We start from the raw sequence: 16,018 nt of genomic DNA on the forward strand, positions 1-16,018 counted from the left end.
GGGAGGGACAAGCCCCCGAGCCGGTGCCAGCATGACGGCGCATCATGGCCTCAGACATCACCCTGCTGCTGCATGAACTCTCCGCCGGCAACACGGCCGCGCGCGACCGGCTCTACACGGCCCTCTATCCCGAGCTCAAGCGCCTGGCGCGGAGTCATCTCGCCGGTCATGCGCCGATGACGCTGGAGCCGGCGGCGTTGATCCACGAGGTCTGGCTGAAGAGCGCCGGCCCGACACCGAAAGAGGCGGCCCTGCACCGCGCCCAGTTCTTCGCCCATGCCAGCAAGGTCATGCGCAGCGTCATCGTCGACCACCTGCGCGAGCGCAATGCCGACAAGCGCGGCGCCGGCGCCCAGGTCACGCTGTCCACCACGGCGCTGGAGCAGCTGGCACCACCCGACGTGCTGCAGCTCAACGACGTCATGCAGCTGCTGGAGCGCGCCGACGGCCGTGCCCACCAGGTTGTCGAGATGCGGTTCTTCGGTGGCCTGGAACTGGAGGAGATTGCCGAGCTGCTGGACGTGTCGGTGCCCACCATCAAGCGCGACTGGCGCAAGGCGCGCGCCTTCCTCTTTGAAGCCTTGCAGGCATGAACACGACTGACCGGGCCGGCGCGCTGGCCGCCTTCGACGCCTGGCAGGACGCGAGCCCGCCGCAGCGCGAGGCCTTGCTGTCGGAGCTGCCGGCGGCGCAGCGCGAGCGGCTGGAGGCCTTGATCAAAGCGGATCGCGCAGCCGAGGCTGGTGGCTTTCTGAAAGCGCCGGCCCAGCTGCCCCACGCGCCCGAGCTGGCTGGCCAGGCCTTGGGTGCCTGGACTCTCGTCACCCCGCTGGGCAGCGGCGGCATGGGCGAGGTGTGGCGGGCACGGCGCAGCGACGGCGCCCATCACGGCGAGGCTGCCATCAAGCTGCTGCACAGCCCCTGGCGTGGCGAAGGCAGCCAGGCGCGCTTTCGCCGCGAGGGCGAGTTGCTGGCGCGGCTGACCCACCCGAACATCGCCCGCCTGCTGGACATCGGCGAGGCCCTGCTCGGCGCGACGCGCACGCGCTACCTGGTGCTGGAGCTGGTGGAGGGCGAGCGCATCGACCGCTGGTGCGAAGCGCAGGGCCTCGATGTCGCTTCACGGCTGCAGCTCTTCCTGCAGGTCTGCGACGCGGTGGCGCATGCCCATGCCCGCCTGGTCGTGCACCGCGACCTCAAGCCCGGCAACATCCTCGTCAACGCCGAGGGCCAGGTGAAGCTGCTGGACTTCGGCGTCGCCAAGCTGCTGGCCGATGACACCGGCGCCGAGCTCACGGCACAACTGCCCGCCGGCCTGACGCCGGAATACGCGGCGCCCGAGCAGTTGCGCGGCGAACCCGTCAGCACCGCCACCGACGTGTTCGCGCTGGGCCGACTGCTGTGCCTGCTGCTGACCGGCCAGCGCGAGCCCGGCCCCACGCTGCGCGGCGACCTCGCCCTCATCGTCGGCCGCGCGCTGAAGGAGAGGCCCGATGAGCGCTATGCCGGCGCCAGCGCCCTGGCGGACGACGTGCGCCGCCATCTGGAGCACCGCCCCATCCTCGCGCGCCCCGACTCGCTGGCCTACCGCGGCGCCAGGTTCGCACGCCGCTACCGGCTGCAGCTGGCGGCCCTGAGCCTGGTGCTTGCCAGCCTGCTGGCCGGCATGGGCGCCACCGCCTGGCAATGGCGCGAGGCCACGCGCGAGGCCGCGCGCACGCGCCGCGTGCAAAGCGTGCTGACCGAATTGCTGAGCGGTCTCAGCCCCGACGCCTCGGGCAGCGCAACGGTGCCGATGCTTGAGCTGCTGCGCCGCAGCTGGGCCGAGGCGAAGCGCCGACTGGCGGGCGATCCGGAACTGCTGGCCGAGGTGGCGCGGCCGCTGGGGCTGCTGCTGAACCAGTCGGGCGACATGGCGCTGGCGGCCGAAGCTCTGTCGCTGGCGCATGCGCGATTGCAGGGCCGGGGCGACGAGGGTCGCGAGGTCGCCCTGCAGTTCGCCAACACCCAACGCCGGCTTGGCAACGCCGACGCCGCGCGACGCCTGTTCGAGCCCCTGGCCGAGGGGAATGACGCCCAGGCCGTCATCGCCCTGGCCAACCTCGGCGAGATGGCGGCAGAGGCCGGTGAGCTGGCGCGTGCCGAAGCCATGCTGCGCCGCGTCGAACCGCTGGCCCTGGCCCGCTTCGGCGCGCAACACGAGGCCTACCGCAAATCGCTGGACGCCCTGGCCAACCTCGCCCGCGCCCAGGGCCGCTGGGACGAGGCCCGCGCCCGCCTGGCGCAACTGGTGCAGGCCAGCGCCGGCGTGAACCGCCTGACGGCCGCCCAGGCGCGCGCCTCCGCCGCGACGCTGGAGATGGAGCTCGGCCGCTACGCCAGCGCGGTGCCCATGCTGCAGGCCAGCGTGGCCGAACTGGGCGAAGTGCTGGGGCCAGGCGACGCGACGACCGTCTACACGCGCGCCTGGCTGGCCGGCGCCCTCTTCCACGATGGCGACATCGGCGCGGCCCGCCGCGAGGCCGAGGCAGCGGCTGAACAGGCCCAGGCCCTGGCAGAGCCCGATGCCGCGCCGCTGGTGGCCCTGACTGCGGCGCGCCTGCAGCTGCGAGGTGGCGAAGCGGCGGCGGCCGAAGCCCGGCTGCAGGCCTTGCAGGCCCGCCTCGAAGCCACCGGCGCTCCCGCGGCCGCAGCTCGCGCCCTGGCCTTGCGTGGTGAAGCGGCACTCCGCCAAGGCCATGTCGACGAAGCACGCCGCCGCATCGACGAGTCCTTGGCCCGCCAGCGCCAGCTGCTGCCGGCCCATGACGCCGACCTGTGGCCGACGCTGGCGTTGAAGGCCCTGTGCCAACCCGAGATGGCCCTGCAGCCCCTTGCCGAAGCACTGCAGGTTGCGCAGGCGGGCCTGGCCGATGGACATCCCGACCGCGCCCGTGTGGCTGCCCTGCAGGCCTTGTTCAAGGCCGACCGAGCGGCGCGAGATGCAGCGCTGCAGGCCTATGCCCAGGCCCTGTCATCGCGTCGCGATGCTGCTGCTGCGCACAAGACCGTGCTGGCATTGCAGTCATCGCCCGCCCCCGCGCCCGATGCGCGGGATGCTCTTGTCCTGTTGAGCTTTTGATGGAGACCCCCATGTCACTGCGACTCCTTCCCGCCCTGCTCGCCGTCTGCGCGGCTGCGGCCATCGCCAACCCCACCACGCCGGCGACGCCCACCCAGGCAGCCTCGGGTCCGTCCGCCACGGCGACCAACAAGGTCGGCACCTCGGCACCGAACGCCGGCGGCAATGGCGGTGGCCTGAGCAGCAACGGCGGCAATACCGCCGGCCAGGTCACACCCAAGAAGCCCAAGTGCCCCGATCCGGGCAGCACCGCCTGCCCAGTCGTCAAGACGCCGGTCGGTAAGTAGTGCCCAAGGGCCTGCGGGCCGAGCGCCGGGCCGCTCCCTAGCCGGCCCGCCTTGGCGATGTGCTTGCGGCTCGATGCCGCAAGCATCGCCATCCCCTCGGGGGACCGGCCAGGGCCGCTCGCGTTCAGCGGAGCGGACATGGACGAGGGGCTAACCTTTCGTGACGACGAAGGTGACCTCGTACCTGCCGCCGTCGCCCGTGATGGTCAGCGTCTTGGTCTTGGGACCGGCGGCCACATCGAGCAGGTTGGCGCTGAGGGCCAGTTCCTGGGTCGTGCCGACGCGGTCGTCGAAGTTGGGGAAGCCGGTCGGGATGCCGAGAGCGCCATTGATGTCGGCCTTCAGCTTGTTGACGCGCTGAGCCCGCGTCATGCCGGCGGACGCCGCCAGCGAACTGACGACGGCGCCCTTGGTCAGTTCGCGCGCCGTGCCGGGCTTGCCGTCGTCGTGTTCCATCATGGACACGAGGATGACGGCATTGGCCGGATTGGCGATGGCCTTGGCCGAGCCCGAGGGGCCCCAAGCATTGCGGCGCCACACGACGAAGGGAAAGTCGCTTGGGTTGATGCCCGGCTGCAGTGGCTGGGTGCCATGGGTCTCGCCCTCATCGACATCGCTCCACGGTCCGTAGAGCGTGACCTCGGCATTGGGCAGCAGCGGGTTGCCAAGGTCGACGGCGGTGACGAGGACATAGGGCTCGTCCGAGCCGACCTCGTCGGTCTCGATCTTGCACTTGATGTTCTTCAGGGCGATGGTGACGGGCAATGCGGCCATGATGGTCTCCAGGGAGTTGGAGCGCGGCGACATGCCGGCTCCCCATCAAGGACGCAAAGCGCTGCCCGCCAGGGATCACGCGGCAGCACGTGAAAACTACCCCCACGCTGGAATCCGGGCTGCTGACACGTGCTGTCACAGCGGGCTTCGAACATGGCGGCACTCACCCACCACACGAGACCACCATGCAACCCGACTGCCTCATCCTCTACGTGCACAGCCCCGCCGAGAGCGTGCTCTTCTACCGTTCGCTGCTGGGCCGCGAGCCCGTCGAGCAGAGCCCCAACTTCGCGATGTTCATGCTCAACGACAAGACCATGCTCGGCCTCTGGGCTGCCCATGATGTGCAGCCCACCGGCCTGCATCGCGGCGGTGGCTCGGAGATCGGCATCACCGTCGAAACCGACACCGAAGTGAACGCCGCCGTCGCCGCCTGGAAGGCCTCGGGCTGGCCGGTGCTGCAGTCACCCACGTCCATGGACTTCGGTTTCACGGCCGTGACGGCCGACCCCGACGGCCACCGGGTGCGGGTGTTCAGGCCGACGCAGGGCTGACGTCTTTCAGCGCGTGCGCTTGGGCTTGCTCTTGCCACGCAGCTGGGCTCCGGCGGTTGCGCTGCCTCGCGCCGCCGGTTTGTCTGCCGCTGACTTGGCGGGCTTGACCAGACCGGTCGCAGCCGACACGGCCACGGTCTGGAACTCGGCCGCGTAGTGCTTGCGCATGCGCACGATCTCGCGCTTGTACTTGCTGGCGAGTTGCTGCTTCTTCGCGTCCGACAGCAACCGGCCGGCGACGTGGAAGAACTTGGATTCCTCTTCCTTGAGGTGATGACGCACCTTGAAGCTGAGCGTCTTGGCCGTCGCGATCCAGCCGTCCTGCGCCTTGTTGCGCACCGACAGGTCTTCGAGCAACTCGTCGACCTGGTGATGCTCGTGCAGCGCGTGCCGTGACGAATCCAGGCCGCCGTCTTCCATCAGCAGCGGCACGTACAGAAAGCGCTCCTCAGCCGCCGCGTGGGCCATCAACTCCACCTTCAGTTGCAGGAAGAGCAACTGGCGCGTGGCCATGTCACCACGCGAGGCGGTGAGCTTGCGGCACAGGTCGCGTTGCAGGTCGTGGCTTTCGCGGATGGCTTCGAAGATCATGCGGTGCTCTCCAGAACAGGGACGATCAGAGCTATGGTGGAGGGCTGCAGACCCGCCGTCTGTCGGACTGCACCGCTTCAATGGGGTGACCAGCGAACCTCACCACCCAGCGTCTTCAACAGGAGGATGACCATCATGAGGCCGACGACGCACCAGACCGCGCCGAGGACGATGAGCGCGGACAGATGGAAGGCGACCTTGGCGGCAAACGCCTGGCCCGCCGCTTCCGAAGCGCCCAGGGCTGGCAGCCAGGCCAGAAGCTCGATGGAGAGCCACGCCAGGAAAGGCAGGCCAAACACCAGAAAGAACAGCATCGTGAGGCGTGGATGTCGATCCGCGAACTCCCTGTTCACGCCCAGCAGGCGAAAGATCACGGCGGCAGGGATCAAGGCCACGCATGAGGCCAGCAACCAGGCATTGACGCCGGGCCGCCGAGCCGCCGCCCATGCCGACAGCCGGGACGGGCCAAGCAACCCGCGCAGCGACGCTTCGGACAGCAAGCCATGCAACTCAGGCGTGGAAACATGGCCCAGCGCCTCCAACATCTTCAACCCGATCGCGAGAACTGCCAGCGCCAGGCATCCCCAGCCGAGCAGGCGTGGAACTCGCGAGGCATCGACCCGCTTCACGAGCTTGCCGACCAGAGCGCCCGCGCCAAGAACCACGGCGCCGCAGGCCAGGAAAGCGGCCACGCCGCTGAGGTGGACCACGCCACGGCCCGGCATGAAGTAGAGATGCCCGGTGGCGATCCCGACGGCGGCCCAGGCCAGCAACACGGCCACCGCAAGTCCGATCAGCCAATGGCGGGTGATCAACGTCGGCATGGCATGGCCCCGCATCAGGCTGCGGCAGCGAACCGCCGCGACGGGTCGTAGGGGAACACGTCGTGCACATGCCCCGCCAGGATGCGTTCCTTGTTCCCTTGCCAGAAACTCGCATCCAGCAGATCGGCGTGATGCCGCATGAAAGCCTCGCGCACCCGCGGGTTGCCGAGCAGGAAGGGGACAAAGGTCTCGGGGAAGACGTCGCGCGGCGCGACGGCGTACCAGACCTCGCCTGACATCTCCTCCTCCTCGTTGCGCGGCTCGGGCACGCGGCGGAAGTTGCAGTCGGTCAGGTATTCGATCTCGTCGTAGTCGTAGAACACGACCTTGCCGTGGCGGGTCACACCGAAGTTCTTCCACAGCATGTCGCCGGGGAAGATGTTGGCGGCCACCAGGTCCTTGATGGCATTGCCGTACTCGATGACGACACGCTCGACCTGCTCGGGCGTGGCGTCCTGCAGATAGATGTTGAGCGGCACCATGCGGCGCTCGATGTAGACATGCTTGAGCACGAGGTCGTCGCCGCTTTCCTCGAGCAGGCTGCCGCAGAAATGCCTCAGCTCGGCGATCAGTTCCTCGTCGAAGCGGTGGCGCGGGAAGGCCACCCGCGTGTACTCCAGCGTGTCGGCCATGCGGCCGACGCGGTCGTGGCTCTTCACCAGCAGGTATTTGCTCTGGATGAGTTCGCGCGTCGTGTCCTTGGCCGGCGGGTAGAAGTCCTTGATGACCTTGAAGACGAAGGGCCAGCTCGGCAGATCAAACACCAGCATGACCATGCCCTTGATGCCGGGTGCGATGCGGAAGCGATCGCTGGAATGGCGCAGGTGGTAGAGGAAGTCGCGGTAGAAGAGGTTCTTGCCCTGCTTCTGCAGACCCAGGGCCGAATAGATCTCGGAGCGGGGCTTGCGCGGCATCAACGAGCGCAGGAACTGGACATAGGCGCTGGGCACTTCCATGTCGACGAGGAAGTAGGCGCGGGCAAAGCTGAACAGGCCAGCCAGGTCGTCCTCGCCGAACAGGGCCGCGTCGATGAAGAAGCGGCCGCTGGCGTCGTTGCGCAAGATGGGCAAGGCGAAGGGCGTCTCGGTGAAGCCGTTGATGATCTTGCCGACCACATAGGCGCCCTTGTTGCGGTAGAACAGGCTGGACAGCACCTGGACCTGGAAATTGGCGCGGCGACGGAACTCGCCCAGCCGCTGCAGCACCGCGGCCAGCACGCGGCCGACGTCGCGATCCAGGTCGACGAACTCGCCGTTCAGCTGGAAGTTGGTGATGACGCGCTTGAGCGTCTCGTGCAGCTTGTCGGGCGCCGGGTAGTAGGCCCGGTAGGTGGGCAGCGCGGCCGGCTCGTCGTTCTCGATGTATTCCGTCGAGACGGCCGGCCGCATGAAGATGAAGTCGTTGTGGAAGTAGGCGTGGTGCAGGATGCGCGTGCACACCGAGTTGAAGAAGGTCTCGGCCAGCTCGGGCTGGTGGTGATCGACCAGCAGGCCGATGTAGTGCAGCTTGACCTGTTGCCAGACGTCCATGGGCAGCGCGGACGCCGCGAATCGCGCCTCCAGCAGCGCCGTGGCCTCGGCGACGCGGGCGTCGTAGAACTCGATGCGCAGGGCCTGGGCGCGCTGCTGGCCGGCCCAGTCGCCGCGCTCGAAGCGGGCCTTGGCTTCCCGGGTGGTGTCGCGGAAGAGGCGGTAGTGGCGATCGAAGCCGCCCAGCAGGGCCTGGGCGATCTCGAAGGCGCGGGTGTCGGTCAGCTGCGTCGGGAACATGCCCCGACTCTAGTCAGCCCGCTGTGGCGTAGCGTGCCTTGACGTTGGCCAGGGCTCGGCGGTAGGCCGGGTCGACGTCGCCCGGACTGCCGGCCGTCAGCGCCAGGTCTTCCAGCAGGCCGTTGTGCAGGCCATAGACCCAGCCGTGCACGACGACTTCCTGGCCACGCTCCCAGGCGTCCTGCACGACGGTGGTGTGGCAGGCGTTGCGGGCCTGCTCCAGCACGTTGAGCTCGCAAAGTGCATCGACGCGCTTCGGTTCGGGCACGCCGTTCAGCCACTCGCTGTGCATGTGGCGCACGTCCTGCACGTGGCGGATCCAGTTCTCGACCAGGCCGACGCGCATGTCGTACAGCGCCGCGCGCACGCCGCCGCAATTGCTGTGGCCGACGACGATGATGTGGCGCACCTTCAGGTGGTCGACCGCGAACTGCATGACGGACAGGCAGTTCAGGTCGGAGTGCACCACCACGTTGGCGACATTGCGGTGCACGAAGAGCTCGCCCGGCAGCAGGTCGACCAGCTCGTTGGCCGGCACGCGGCTGTCCGCGCAACCGATCCACAGGTATTGCGGCTCCTGCTGCTTGAGCAGGCGCGAGAAGAAGCCCGGCTCACGCGCCTCGGTCTCGGCGGCCCAGCGCTTGTTGTTGTTCAGCAGGTCCTGCAGTTCGTGGTTGGTATCGGTCGTCATGATTTCATTGTCGCGGGCTCGGCCCAGGAACGGAGCAGTTCCAGCGAAACACCCATGCCGCCGCAGACCTCAACAAGAACCCGCTTGAAACCGCGGGCGTGCAAGTCGACCGCCGCCAGCGCGGCGCCACAGGCGGGTTCGACGAGAACGCGATGAGCGTCGGCGAAACGAACACAGGCAGCCGTGGCCTGGTCATCGCTGACCTGCACGGCATGCGTGGGATGCGAGCGCGCCAGCTCGAAGGCGCGGGCCGCAACGCGGCGCGAACCCAGCGACGTGGCGATGGAGGTGATGGCGGACAGCGAGACCAGCTCGCCGGCGCTGAGGCTGGCCTGCAGGCTGGCGGCGCCATGGGTCTCGACGGCGATGACCGGCACCTGGTCCAGGCCATGGCGTCGCAGGCCCTCGACGATGCCGCAGAACAGCCCGCCGCCGCCGACGGCCGTGATGACGGCGTCGAACTCGACGCCGGCTTCAACGACTTCGTCGATCAGCGTCGCGTGCCCGGCCCACAGCAGCGGGTGGTCGAAGGGATGCACATAGGCTGCGCCGCGCTCGGCGGCGAGCTGGACGGCGAACTCATGCGCCTCGTCCCACACAGCGCCATGCCGCAGCACCTCTGCGCCACGCGCAGCCAGACGCTCAGCGACGGCGATGCTGCTCGTCATCGGAAGCACGACGGTTACCGGCAGACCGACCGACACGGCCGCGTGCGTCGCGGCGAAACCGGCATTGCCACCCGACGCACAGACGATCGCCCGAGCACCGTCGACCGCCGACTGCTGCACCAGCCGCCCGACGCCGCGCAGCTTGAAGCTGCCGCTGGGCTGCAGGGCATCCATCTTCAGCCAGACCTCGGGGTGGTCAAACAGCCCCGGCGCCGCTCGCAACAGCGGCGTGTTGACGTGCAGGGGCGTCATTTACATGGTCTCGGCAAACAGCTCCCGGCCGATCAGCATGCGGCGAATCTCCGAGGTGCCCGCGCCGATTTCGTAGAGCTTCGCGTCACGCCAGAGACGCCCCAGCGGGTACTCGTTGATGTAGCCGTTGCCGCCGAAGATCTGGATGCCTTCACCGGCCATCCAGGTCGCCTTCTCGGCCGTCCACAGGATGACGGAGGCGCAGTCCTTGCGCACCTGCCGCACATGCTCGGCGCCCAGCAGGTCGAGATTCTTGGCGACGGTGTAGGCAAACGACCGCGCGGCCTGCAGCACGGTGTACATGTCGGCCACCTTGCCCTGGATGAGCTGGAACTCGCCGATGCTCTGGCCGAACTGCTTGCGATCGTGGATGTAGGGAACGATGTTGTCCATCACGCTCTGCATGATGCCCAGCGGCCCGCCGGTCAGCACGGCGCGCTCGTAGTCCAGGCCCGACATCAGCACCTTGGCGCCGCCGTTCACGGCACCCAGCACGTTCTCGGCCGGCACCTCGACGTTCTGGAACACCAGCTCGCCGGTGTGCGAGCCGCGCATGCCCAGCTTGTCGAGCTTCTGCGCGATGCTGAAGCCCTTCATGCCCTTCTCGATGAGGAAGGCCGTCACGCCGCGCGCGCCCAGCTCGGGCTCGGTCTTGGCATACACCACCAGGGTGTCGGCATCGGGGCCGTTGGTGATCCACATCTTGCTGCCGTTGAGCAGGTAGACGCCACCCTTGTCCTCGGCCTTGAGCTTCATGCTCAGCACGTCGGAGCCCGCGCCCGGCTCGCTCATGGCCAGCGCGCCGACATGCTCGCCGCTGATCAGTTTGGGCAGGTACTTCTTGCGCTGGGCGTCGTTGCCGTTGCGCTTGATCTGGTTGACGCACAGGTTGGAGTGCGCGCCGTAGCTCAGGCCCACCGAGGCGCTGCCTCGGCTGATCTCTTCCATGGCCACCATGTGGGCCAGATAACCCATGTTGGCGCCGCCGTAGGCCTCGGGCACGGTGATGCCCAGCACACCCAGCTCGCCCATCTTGCGCCACAGGTCCATGGGGAACTGGTCGCTGCGGTCGATCTCGGCCGCGCGGGGCGCGATCTCCTCGTCGGCAAAGGCGCGCACCGCGTCGCGCAGCGCGTCGATGTCTTCGCCGAGTTGGAAGTTGAGGCCGGGCAGATTCATGGTCGGGTCTCCTGTCAGCCCGGCCTCAAAACAGCCGAGCATTCTTGATTGACGTAAACGTCAACTGTAGCAAGTTGAGTCCGACTCAGGTTGCTGCAGGCAACAGCCGCTTCACCAGCGGGTGGCTGATCTTCTTGTCCGTGCCCACGGCGAAGAACTGCTCCGCCAGGCCGTCGGCCAGGCCGACGTTGACGACGCCGTAGCGTGCGGTCAGCGCGTCGTCCACCGCTGTCGCCGCAGGGAACACGCCCAGGCCCTCGCTGCCGAAGGTCGCGAGCAGGGCGCTGTCCTCGAACTCGCCGGTGACGCGCACGCGCAAACCCTCTTCGTTCAGCCATTGGTCCAGCCGGGGCCGCAGCGCCGCGTGCGAGGTCGGCAGCAGCAGCGGCACGTCGGCCAGCGAGGCGGGAAAGTCGCGCGCCGCGGCTGCAGCCCAGCGCGGGTGGGCATACCAGGCGATGGGCGAGCTGCCCAGGGAGTGACTGTAGACACGCAAGTTCGGGTTGGCCGGCGCGGGTCGGTCGGCCAGCACGACGTCCAGCCGGTGCAGGGCCAGGTCGCCGAGCAGGTCGTCGAACTCATCCTCGTGGCAGAGCAGGCGCAGCTGCGGCGTGTCGAGGATGGGCGCCAGCAGGCGGTGGGCGACCAGCTTGGGCAGGCCGTCCGAGATGCCGACAGCCAGACGCACCGTCGGTACGTCGACGGCCTCGCGCACCCGCTCGGGCAGGGTCTCGCCCAGCGAGAAGATCTGGTCGGCCACGTCCAGCGCCGCGCGTCCGGCTTCAGTCAGCGTCAGGCCGCGACCGGCCGGCTTCAACAGGGCCGCGCCGAGGTTCTGCTCCAGTTCGCGCACCTGGGTCGACACCGTCTGCACCGACAGGCCCAGCTTCTCGGCCGCCCGGGTCAGGCCGCCCTCCTTGGCGACGGCCCAGAAGTAGTACAGGTGGCGGTAGCTGTAGTTCAGGCTCATGGCAAATCAGCAAGTTATCCAGAAGCAATGCTTCGCGATTCTCTGCTTTTATTTGATGCCTTGCATGCCTACTCTGGGCGCGTTTCTTCAACGGAGGTCTGCCATGCAAACCCGCCCCATTGCCGTCGCCATGCCTTATGGCGGCAGCGTCGACCGCGCCGCCGCCCACCGGGTGCTGCGCAACACCTATGCCCTGCTGTCGATGACGCTGCTGTTCAGCGCCGCCGTCGCGGGTGCCGCCGTCGCCTTCAGCCTGCCGGCTCCCGGCATCATCCTGACGCTGGTGGCCTACTTCGGCCTGCTGTTCGGCATCCACAAGCTGAAGAACCGCGGCGCCGCCGTCGGCCTGGTCTTCGCCCTGACCGGCTTCATGGGCTGGACCCTGGGCCCGCTGCTGACGCGCACCCTGGCGCTGCCGGCCGGTGCGCAGATCGTCGCACTGGCCATGGGCGCCACCGGTGCCGTCTTCCTGGCGCTGTCGGCCTATGCGATGACGACCAAGCGCGACCTGTCGTGGATGGGCGGCTTCCTGTTCGCCGGCATGGTGGTCGCCGTCCTGGCCGGCCTGGCCGCGATCTTCTTCCAGATCCCGGCCCTGGCGCTGACGGTGTCCGCCGTCGTCGCCCTGCTGTCGGCCGGCCTGATCCTGTTCGAGACCAAGCAGATCATCGATGGCGGCGAGACCAACTACGTGCTCGCCACGGTCAGCCTGTTCGTGTCCATCTTCAATCTGTTCACCAGCCTGCTGCACCTGTTCGGCTACGGCAGCTCGGACGACTGAAGGCGATCAGGACTTGCTGAGCAGCCAGCGGTAGAGGCCGATACCGATACCGGCAAACGCCAGCAGCCCCAGCACCTGGCCGGCCGTGGCGAAGCTGTCACCCACCAGAGCCAGCGGCGCGCCGTTGCCGGAGAAGACGACGATGGCGGCCAGGATGACGCCCAGCAGGCTCTCGCCGACGATAAGGCCGGAGGCCAGCAGCACGCCGAGCTGCTTGGTGGCTTCGGGGTGGCGCTTGTAGGAAGCGCGCTTGTCGAACCACCAGCCGGCGACGGCACCGATGACGATCATCAGCGTGCTGTTCATCGGCAGATAGATGCCCAGGCCGACAGCCAGCGGCGCCAGGTGGGCCTTGCCACCCGAGGCACGTTTCATGACCTCGTCAACAACGATGCAGCCCACCCCGATGAAGGCGCCGATGCGGATGAGCTCCCAGTTCAGGTCGCCCTGGATGACGCCCTTGGCCAGGGCCGAGATCAGCGCGGCCTGCGGTGCGGCCAGCGCCTTCTTGGGGTCGACACCGGGCGCACCGGCAAAGCCATAGGCCTGGTTCAGCAGGTCCAGCACCGGCGGGATGACGATGGCGCCGGCGACGACGCCGATGATCAGCGCCACCTGCTGGCGCCAGGGCGTGGCGTCGACGAGCTGGCCGGTCTTCAGGTCCTGCAGGTTGTCGTTGGAGATGGTGGCCACGGCGAACACGACGGCCGTGACGAAGAGGGCAAACGCCACCAACGCCTGGCCCGTGGAAGCCGGCAGCATGGGCTTGACGACCAGGGCCAGCAGCAGCGACACGCCGATGACGACCAGGATGCCGACGCCCGACAGCGGGCTGTTGGACGAGCCGATCAGGCCGGCCATGTAGCCGCAGACGGCAGCGACGAAGAAGCTCATCAGCACGACGTAGACGACGCCGCCGACGACCAGCAGGCCGAGTTGGTCGCCCAGGCCGGCCGAAGTGGCAAAGCTGGACAGCATGAAGCCGATGGGCAGCATGCAGGCCAGGGTGATGAGGCCGACGGTGCCGATGGGGATGTCCTGCTCATTGCGCGGCAGGGAGTCGGCCTTGCCTGCCTTGCGCACGCGGGCCGACATGGCGGCCGAGTGCAGGCCCGAAACGACGGGCCTGGCCAGCTTGATCAGCGTCCAGATGGCGGCGACGGCGATGCAGCCGGCGCCGATGAAGCGCACCTTCTTGCTCCAGGCGAACAAGGCCACCGCCTCGGCGGCGCCGTCGACACCCGAAGTCAGATAGGGCACGCCGCCCAGCCAGGCGATGCAGGCGCCGACGAGGATGGCGATGCCCACCCACAGGCCGACGAGGTGGCCGACGGCCAGCAGCGCAAAGCTGAAGTTCAGGTCATAACCCGTTGCGGGTCCATTGCCTTTCTCGCCGCCAGGCAGGCGGAAGTACTGGGCCAGGTTGGCCGCAAAGAGCTGGGTGGCGACGACGATGCTGAAGCCGGCCGACACGACGGTGCCCGCCACGATGGCGGCCAGGCCTTGGCGGTTGGCTTCGCCGCTGTCGGCAGCATGGCCGACCTTGAGCACCTCGGCGCAGGCCACGCCTTCCGGATAAGGCAGCGGCGAGTTGGTCACCAGCGCCCGGCGCAGCGGGATGGAGTACATGACGCCGAGCACACCGCCCAGGGCGCACAGCGTGACCGACATCCAGTAAGGGAAGCCCGTCCACCAGCCGATCATGACCAAGCCGGGCAGCACGAAGATGATGGAGGACAGGGTGCCGGCCGACGAGGCGATCGTCTGCACGATATTGGTCTCGCCGATGGAGTTGCCCGCGGCGCGGCGCAGCAGGGCCATGGAGATGACGGCGGCCGGGATGGAGGTCGCGAAGGTCAGACCGGCCTTGAGGCCGAAGTAGACGTTGGCGGCCGTGAAGACCAGGGTGATGAGGATGCCGAGGACGATGCCGCGGGCGGTCAGTTCGGTCCCCAGTGGCGCGGTGGAGGCTTGCGTGGTCACGGTCGGAGGGCGGGAATTGGGATGGGGGCGGATCATGCCCCCATTTAGTGCCCAGGCCGATCGGGGCCTTCAGCAGGGCTTGACGCCGTTGACCGCCAACAGCACGGAATAGACCGAGCTCGTCGCGCAGATGAAGAGCCGGTTGCGCTTGGGGCCGCCGAAGCTGACGTTCGACACCCGCTCGGGTACGGGGATGCGGCCGATCAGCGCGCCGTCCGGCGCATGGCAATGGATGGCGCGACCGGCGCTGGTCCAGATGCGGCCTTCGGTGTCGCAGCGGAAACCGTCATAGAAGCCGGTGTCGCATTGGATGAAGACCTCGCCGCCGCTCAGCGAGCCGTCGGCGTCGACGGCAAAGCGATGCATGGTGCCGCGCTCCACGCCGGTGTCGGCGACGTAGAGGCAGCGCTCATCGGGCGAGAACGCCAGGCCGTTGGGATGGACCAGGTTGTCGGCCATGACGCGCAGCTCGCCACTGACCGGGTCCAGCCGGTAGACCCAACAGCCGGCCTGCTCCTGCGGCGCACGCACGCCCTCGTAGTCGTCGCAGATGCCGTAGGGCGGGTCGGTGAACCAGACCGTGCCATCGGATTTCACGACCACGTCGTTGGGGCTGTTCAGGCGCTGGCCCCCGAAGTGCGAGGCCAGCACAGTCAGCGAACCGTCGTGCTCGGTGCGCACGACGCGTCGGCCGCCCTGCTCGCAGCTGATGAGACGTCCCTGGCGGTCCAGCGTGTGGCCATTGGTGTAGCTGGACGGGCGGCGGAACTCGGCGACATGGCCGGACACCTCGCACCAGCTCAGCATGCGCTCGTTGGGGATGTCGCTCCACAGCAGGCGGCGCTGGGCGGGGACATAGACCGGCCCCTCCGTCCAGCGACAGCCGCTGGCCAGGCGCTCCAGCCGGGCGCTCTTGCGGATGCAGTCGTCAAAGCGCGCATCCAGGATCTCGAACTCGCAGGGCTCGCTGCCGCTCTCGAAGGCCATCGTCTTTCTTCCTCAGGTTGAAAGACGAAATCGTCGAGCGAGGGCCTTGCCGCCGCGCGGCATTGCGAGCATCCAGAAAGCCGCGCCGCGGCGAAATCAGTCCACCAGTGGCAGCCCGGCGCCGGGCTTGCAGTCGTCCAGCACGAAGACGGAGCGGAATTTGCGGATGTTGGCGTCGTCGAAGAACAGCTCGCGCGTCAGCGCTTCGAACTCGGCCACATCGCGGCAGCGGATCAGCAGCAGGAAATCGCTGTCGCCGGCCACATAGAAGCACTGCTGCACCCGCGGCTCGGCGGCCATGCGGCGCTTGAAGCCGTCGATGACGGCCTTGCGGCTGGCCTCACGCAGCTCCACCTCGACCCAGACCGACAGACCAAAGCCCAGGGCTGCGGCATCCAGAAGCAGGCGCTCACCTTGGATAACGCCCGCGTCGCGCAGGCGCCGGATGCGCCGCTGCACGGCGGTGGCCGACAGGCCGATGGCGGTGGCAATCTTCTCGGCCGGCTGGCGCGGCTCGTCCTGCAGGCGGGCGAGGATCTGGCGGTCGAATTTGTCCAGTTCAGGTGCGGCATCCGTCATGGCCGCGC

Annotated in this window: 16 protein-coding genes; 5 read left to right on the forward strand and 11 right to left on the reverse strand. The window is 68.3% G+C overall.

Annotated elements, in window-relative coordinates; all coding sequences use genetic code 11:
• Window positions 1–44: 44 nt before the first annotated feature.
• From ACS5PN_RS29110 to ACS5PN_RS29120, 3 genes are read left to right on the forward strand one after another with little or no spacing between them, the layout of a single operon-like run.
• Complete coding sequence (locus ACS5PN_RS29110; protein WP_439467513.1) at window positions 45–593, forward strand: ECF-type sigma factor; 549 nt, start codon at window positions 45–47, stop codon at window positions 591–593.
• Window positions 590–3,121 (forward strand): protein kinase domain-containing protein, encoded by a 2,532-nt coding sequence (locus ACS5PN_RS29115; protein ID WP_439467514.1) that lies wholly within the window; start codon window positions 590–592, stop codon window positions 3,119–3,121. Before ACS5PN_RS29110 ends, ACS5PN_RS29115 begins: the two co-directional genes overlap by 4 nt.
• An 11-nt stretch (window positions 3,122–3,132) precedes the next feature.
• The gene (locus ACS5PN_RS29120; RefSeq protein ID WP_439467515.1) at window positions 3,133–3,408 is read left to right on the forward strand and encodes a hypothetical protein; all 276 of its coding nucleotides are present in this window, start codon (window positions 3,133–3,135) and stop codon (window positions 3,406–3,408) included.
• Between the two features lie 150 nt (window positions 3,409–3,558).
• Here the strand turns inward: ACS5PN_RS29120 and ACS5PN_RS29125 are convergent, their stop codons facing one another.
• Window positions 3,559–4,182, reverse strand: a complete 624-nt coding sequence (locus tag ACS5PN_RS29125; RefSeq protein WP_439467516.1) for a hypothetical protein — start codon at window positions 4,180–4,182, stop codon at window positions 3,559–3,561.
• A gap of 185 nt (window positions 4,183–4,367) precedes the next feature.
• Here ACS5PN_RS29125 and ACS5PN_RS29130 point away from each other — a divergent pair, with 185 nt between their 5' ends.
• Window positions 4,368–4,736, forward strand: a complete 369-nt coding sequence (locus tag ACS5PN_RS29130; protein WP_439467517.1) for a VOC family protein — start codon at window positions 4,368–4,370, stop codon at window positions 4,734–4,736.
• A 6-nt stretch (window positions 4,737–4,742) separates the two neighbouring features.
• Here ACS5PN_RS29130 and ACS5PN_RS29135 read toward each other — a convergent pair whose 3' ends face one another.
• The 7 genes from ACS5PN_RS29135 to ACS5PN_RS29165 all read right to left on the reverse strand — a co-directional run bounded on the left by ACS5PN_RS29135 (window position 4,743) and on the right by ACS5PN_RS29165 (window position 11,680).
• The gene (locus ACS5PN_RS29135) at window positions 4,743–5,327 is read right to left on the reverse strand and encodes a hemerythrin domain-containing protein (RefSeq protein ID WP_439467518.1); all 585 of its coding nucleotides are present in this window, start codon (window positions 5,325–5,327) and stop codon (window positions 4,743–4,745) included.
• Between the two features lie 77 nt (window positions 5,328–5,404).
• Window positions 5,405–6,151, reverse strand: a complete 747-nt coding sequence (locus ACS5PN_RS29140) for a hypothetical protein (protein WP_439467519.1) — start codon at window positions 6,149–6,151, stop codon at window positions 5,405–5,407.
• A gap of 14 nt (window positions 6,152–6,165) precedes the next feature.
• Window positions 6,166–7,920 carry a bifunctional isocitrate dehydrogenase kinase/phosphatase gene (gene aceK / locus ACS5PN_RS29145; protein WP_439467520.1) on the reverse strand — a complete coding sequence of 585 codons (1,755 nt, stop codon included), beginning with the start codon at window positions 7,918–7,920 and terminating at the stop codon, window positions 6,166–6,168.
• A 13-nt stretch (window positions 7,921–7,933) separates the two neighbouring features.
• Window positions 7,934–8,611, reverse strand: coding sequence for a carbonate dehydratase (can, locus tag ACS5PN_RS29150; protein ID WP_439467521.1), 678 nt, complete (start codon window positions 8,609–8,611; stop codon window positions 7,934–7,936).
• Window positions 8,608–9,531 (reverse strand): pyridoxal-phosphate dependent enzyme, encoded by a 924-nt coding sequence (locus tag ACS5PN_RS29155; RefSeq protein ID WP_439467522.1) that lies wholly within the window; start codon window positions 9,529–9,531, stop codon window positions 8,608–8,610. The genes can and ACS5PN_RS29155 overlap by 4 nt, the downstream gene beginning before the upstream one ends.
• Window positions 9,532–10,710: an isovaleryl-CoA dehydrogenase gene (locus ACS5PN_RS29160; protein ID WP_439467523.1), complete on the reverse strand. Its 1,179-nt coding sequence runs from the start codon at window positions 10,708–10,710 to the stop codon at window positions 9,532–9,534.
• An 85-nt stretch (window positions 10,711–10,795) separates the two neighbouring features.
• Window positions 10,796–11,680 (reverse strand): LysR family transcriptional regulator, encoded by an 885-nt coding sequence (locus ACS5PN_RS29165; RefSeq protein WP_439467524.1) that lies wholly within the window; start codon window positions 11,678–11,680, stop codon window positions 10,796–10,798.
• 103 nt (window positions 11,681–11,783) lie between these two features.
• On the opposite strand from ACS5PN_RS29165, the gene ACS5PN_RS29170 reads away from it, so the two are divergent.
• Entirely contained in the window at window positions 11,784–12,461 is a 678-nt protein-coding gene (locus ACS5PN_RS29170) for a Bax inhibitor-1/YccA family protein (protein WP_439467525.1), read from the forward strand.
• 6 nt (window positions 12,462–12,467) lie between these two features.
• Here the strand turns inward: ACS5PN_RS29170 and ACS5PN_RS29175 are convergent, their stop codons facing one another.
• From ACS5PN_RS29175 to ACS5PN_RS29185, 3 genes are all read right to left on the reverse strand, one after another.
• The gene (locus tag ACS5PN_RS29175) at window positions 12,468–14,480 is read right to left on the reverse strand and encodes an OPT family oligopeptide transporter (protein ID WP_439467526.1); all 2,013 of its coding nucleotides are present in this window, start codon (window positions 14,478–14,480) and stop codon (window positions 12,468–12,470) included.
• 33 nt (window positions 14,481–14,513) lie between these two features.
• Complete coding sequence (locus ACS5PN_RS29180) at window positions 14,514–15,431, reverse strand: SMP-30/gluconolactonase/LRE family protein (RefSeq protein ID WP_439467527.1); 918 nt, start codon at window positions 15,429–15,431, stop codon at window positions 14,514–14,516.
• A gap of 96 nt (window positions 15,432–15,527) precedes the next feature.
• Window positions 15,528–16,010 (reverse strand): Lrp/AsnC family transcriptional regulator, encoded by a 483-nt coding sequence (locus ACS5PN_RS29185; RefSeq protein ID WP_439467528.1) that lies wholly within the window; start codon window positions 16,008–16,010, stop codon window positions 15,528–15,530.
• Between the last annotated feature and the right edge of the window lie 8 nt (window positions 16,011–16,018).

Source organism: Roseateles sp. NT4, assembly GCF_051857475.1.
Lineage (GTDB): Bacteria > Pseudomonadota > Gammaproteobacteria > Burkholderiales > Burkholderiaceae_C > Pelomonas.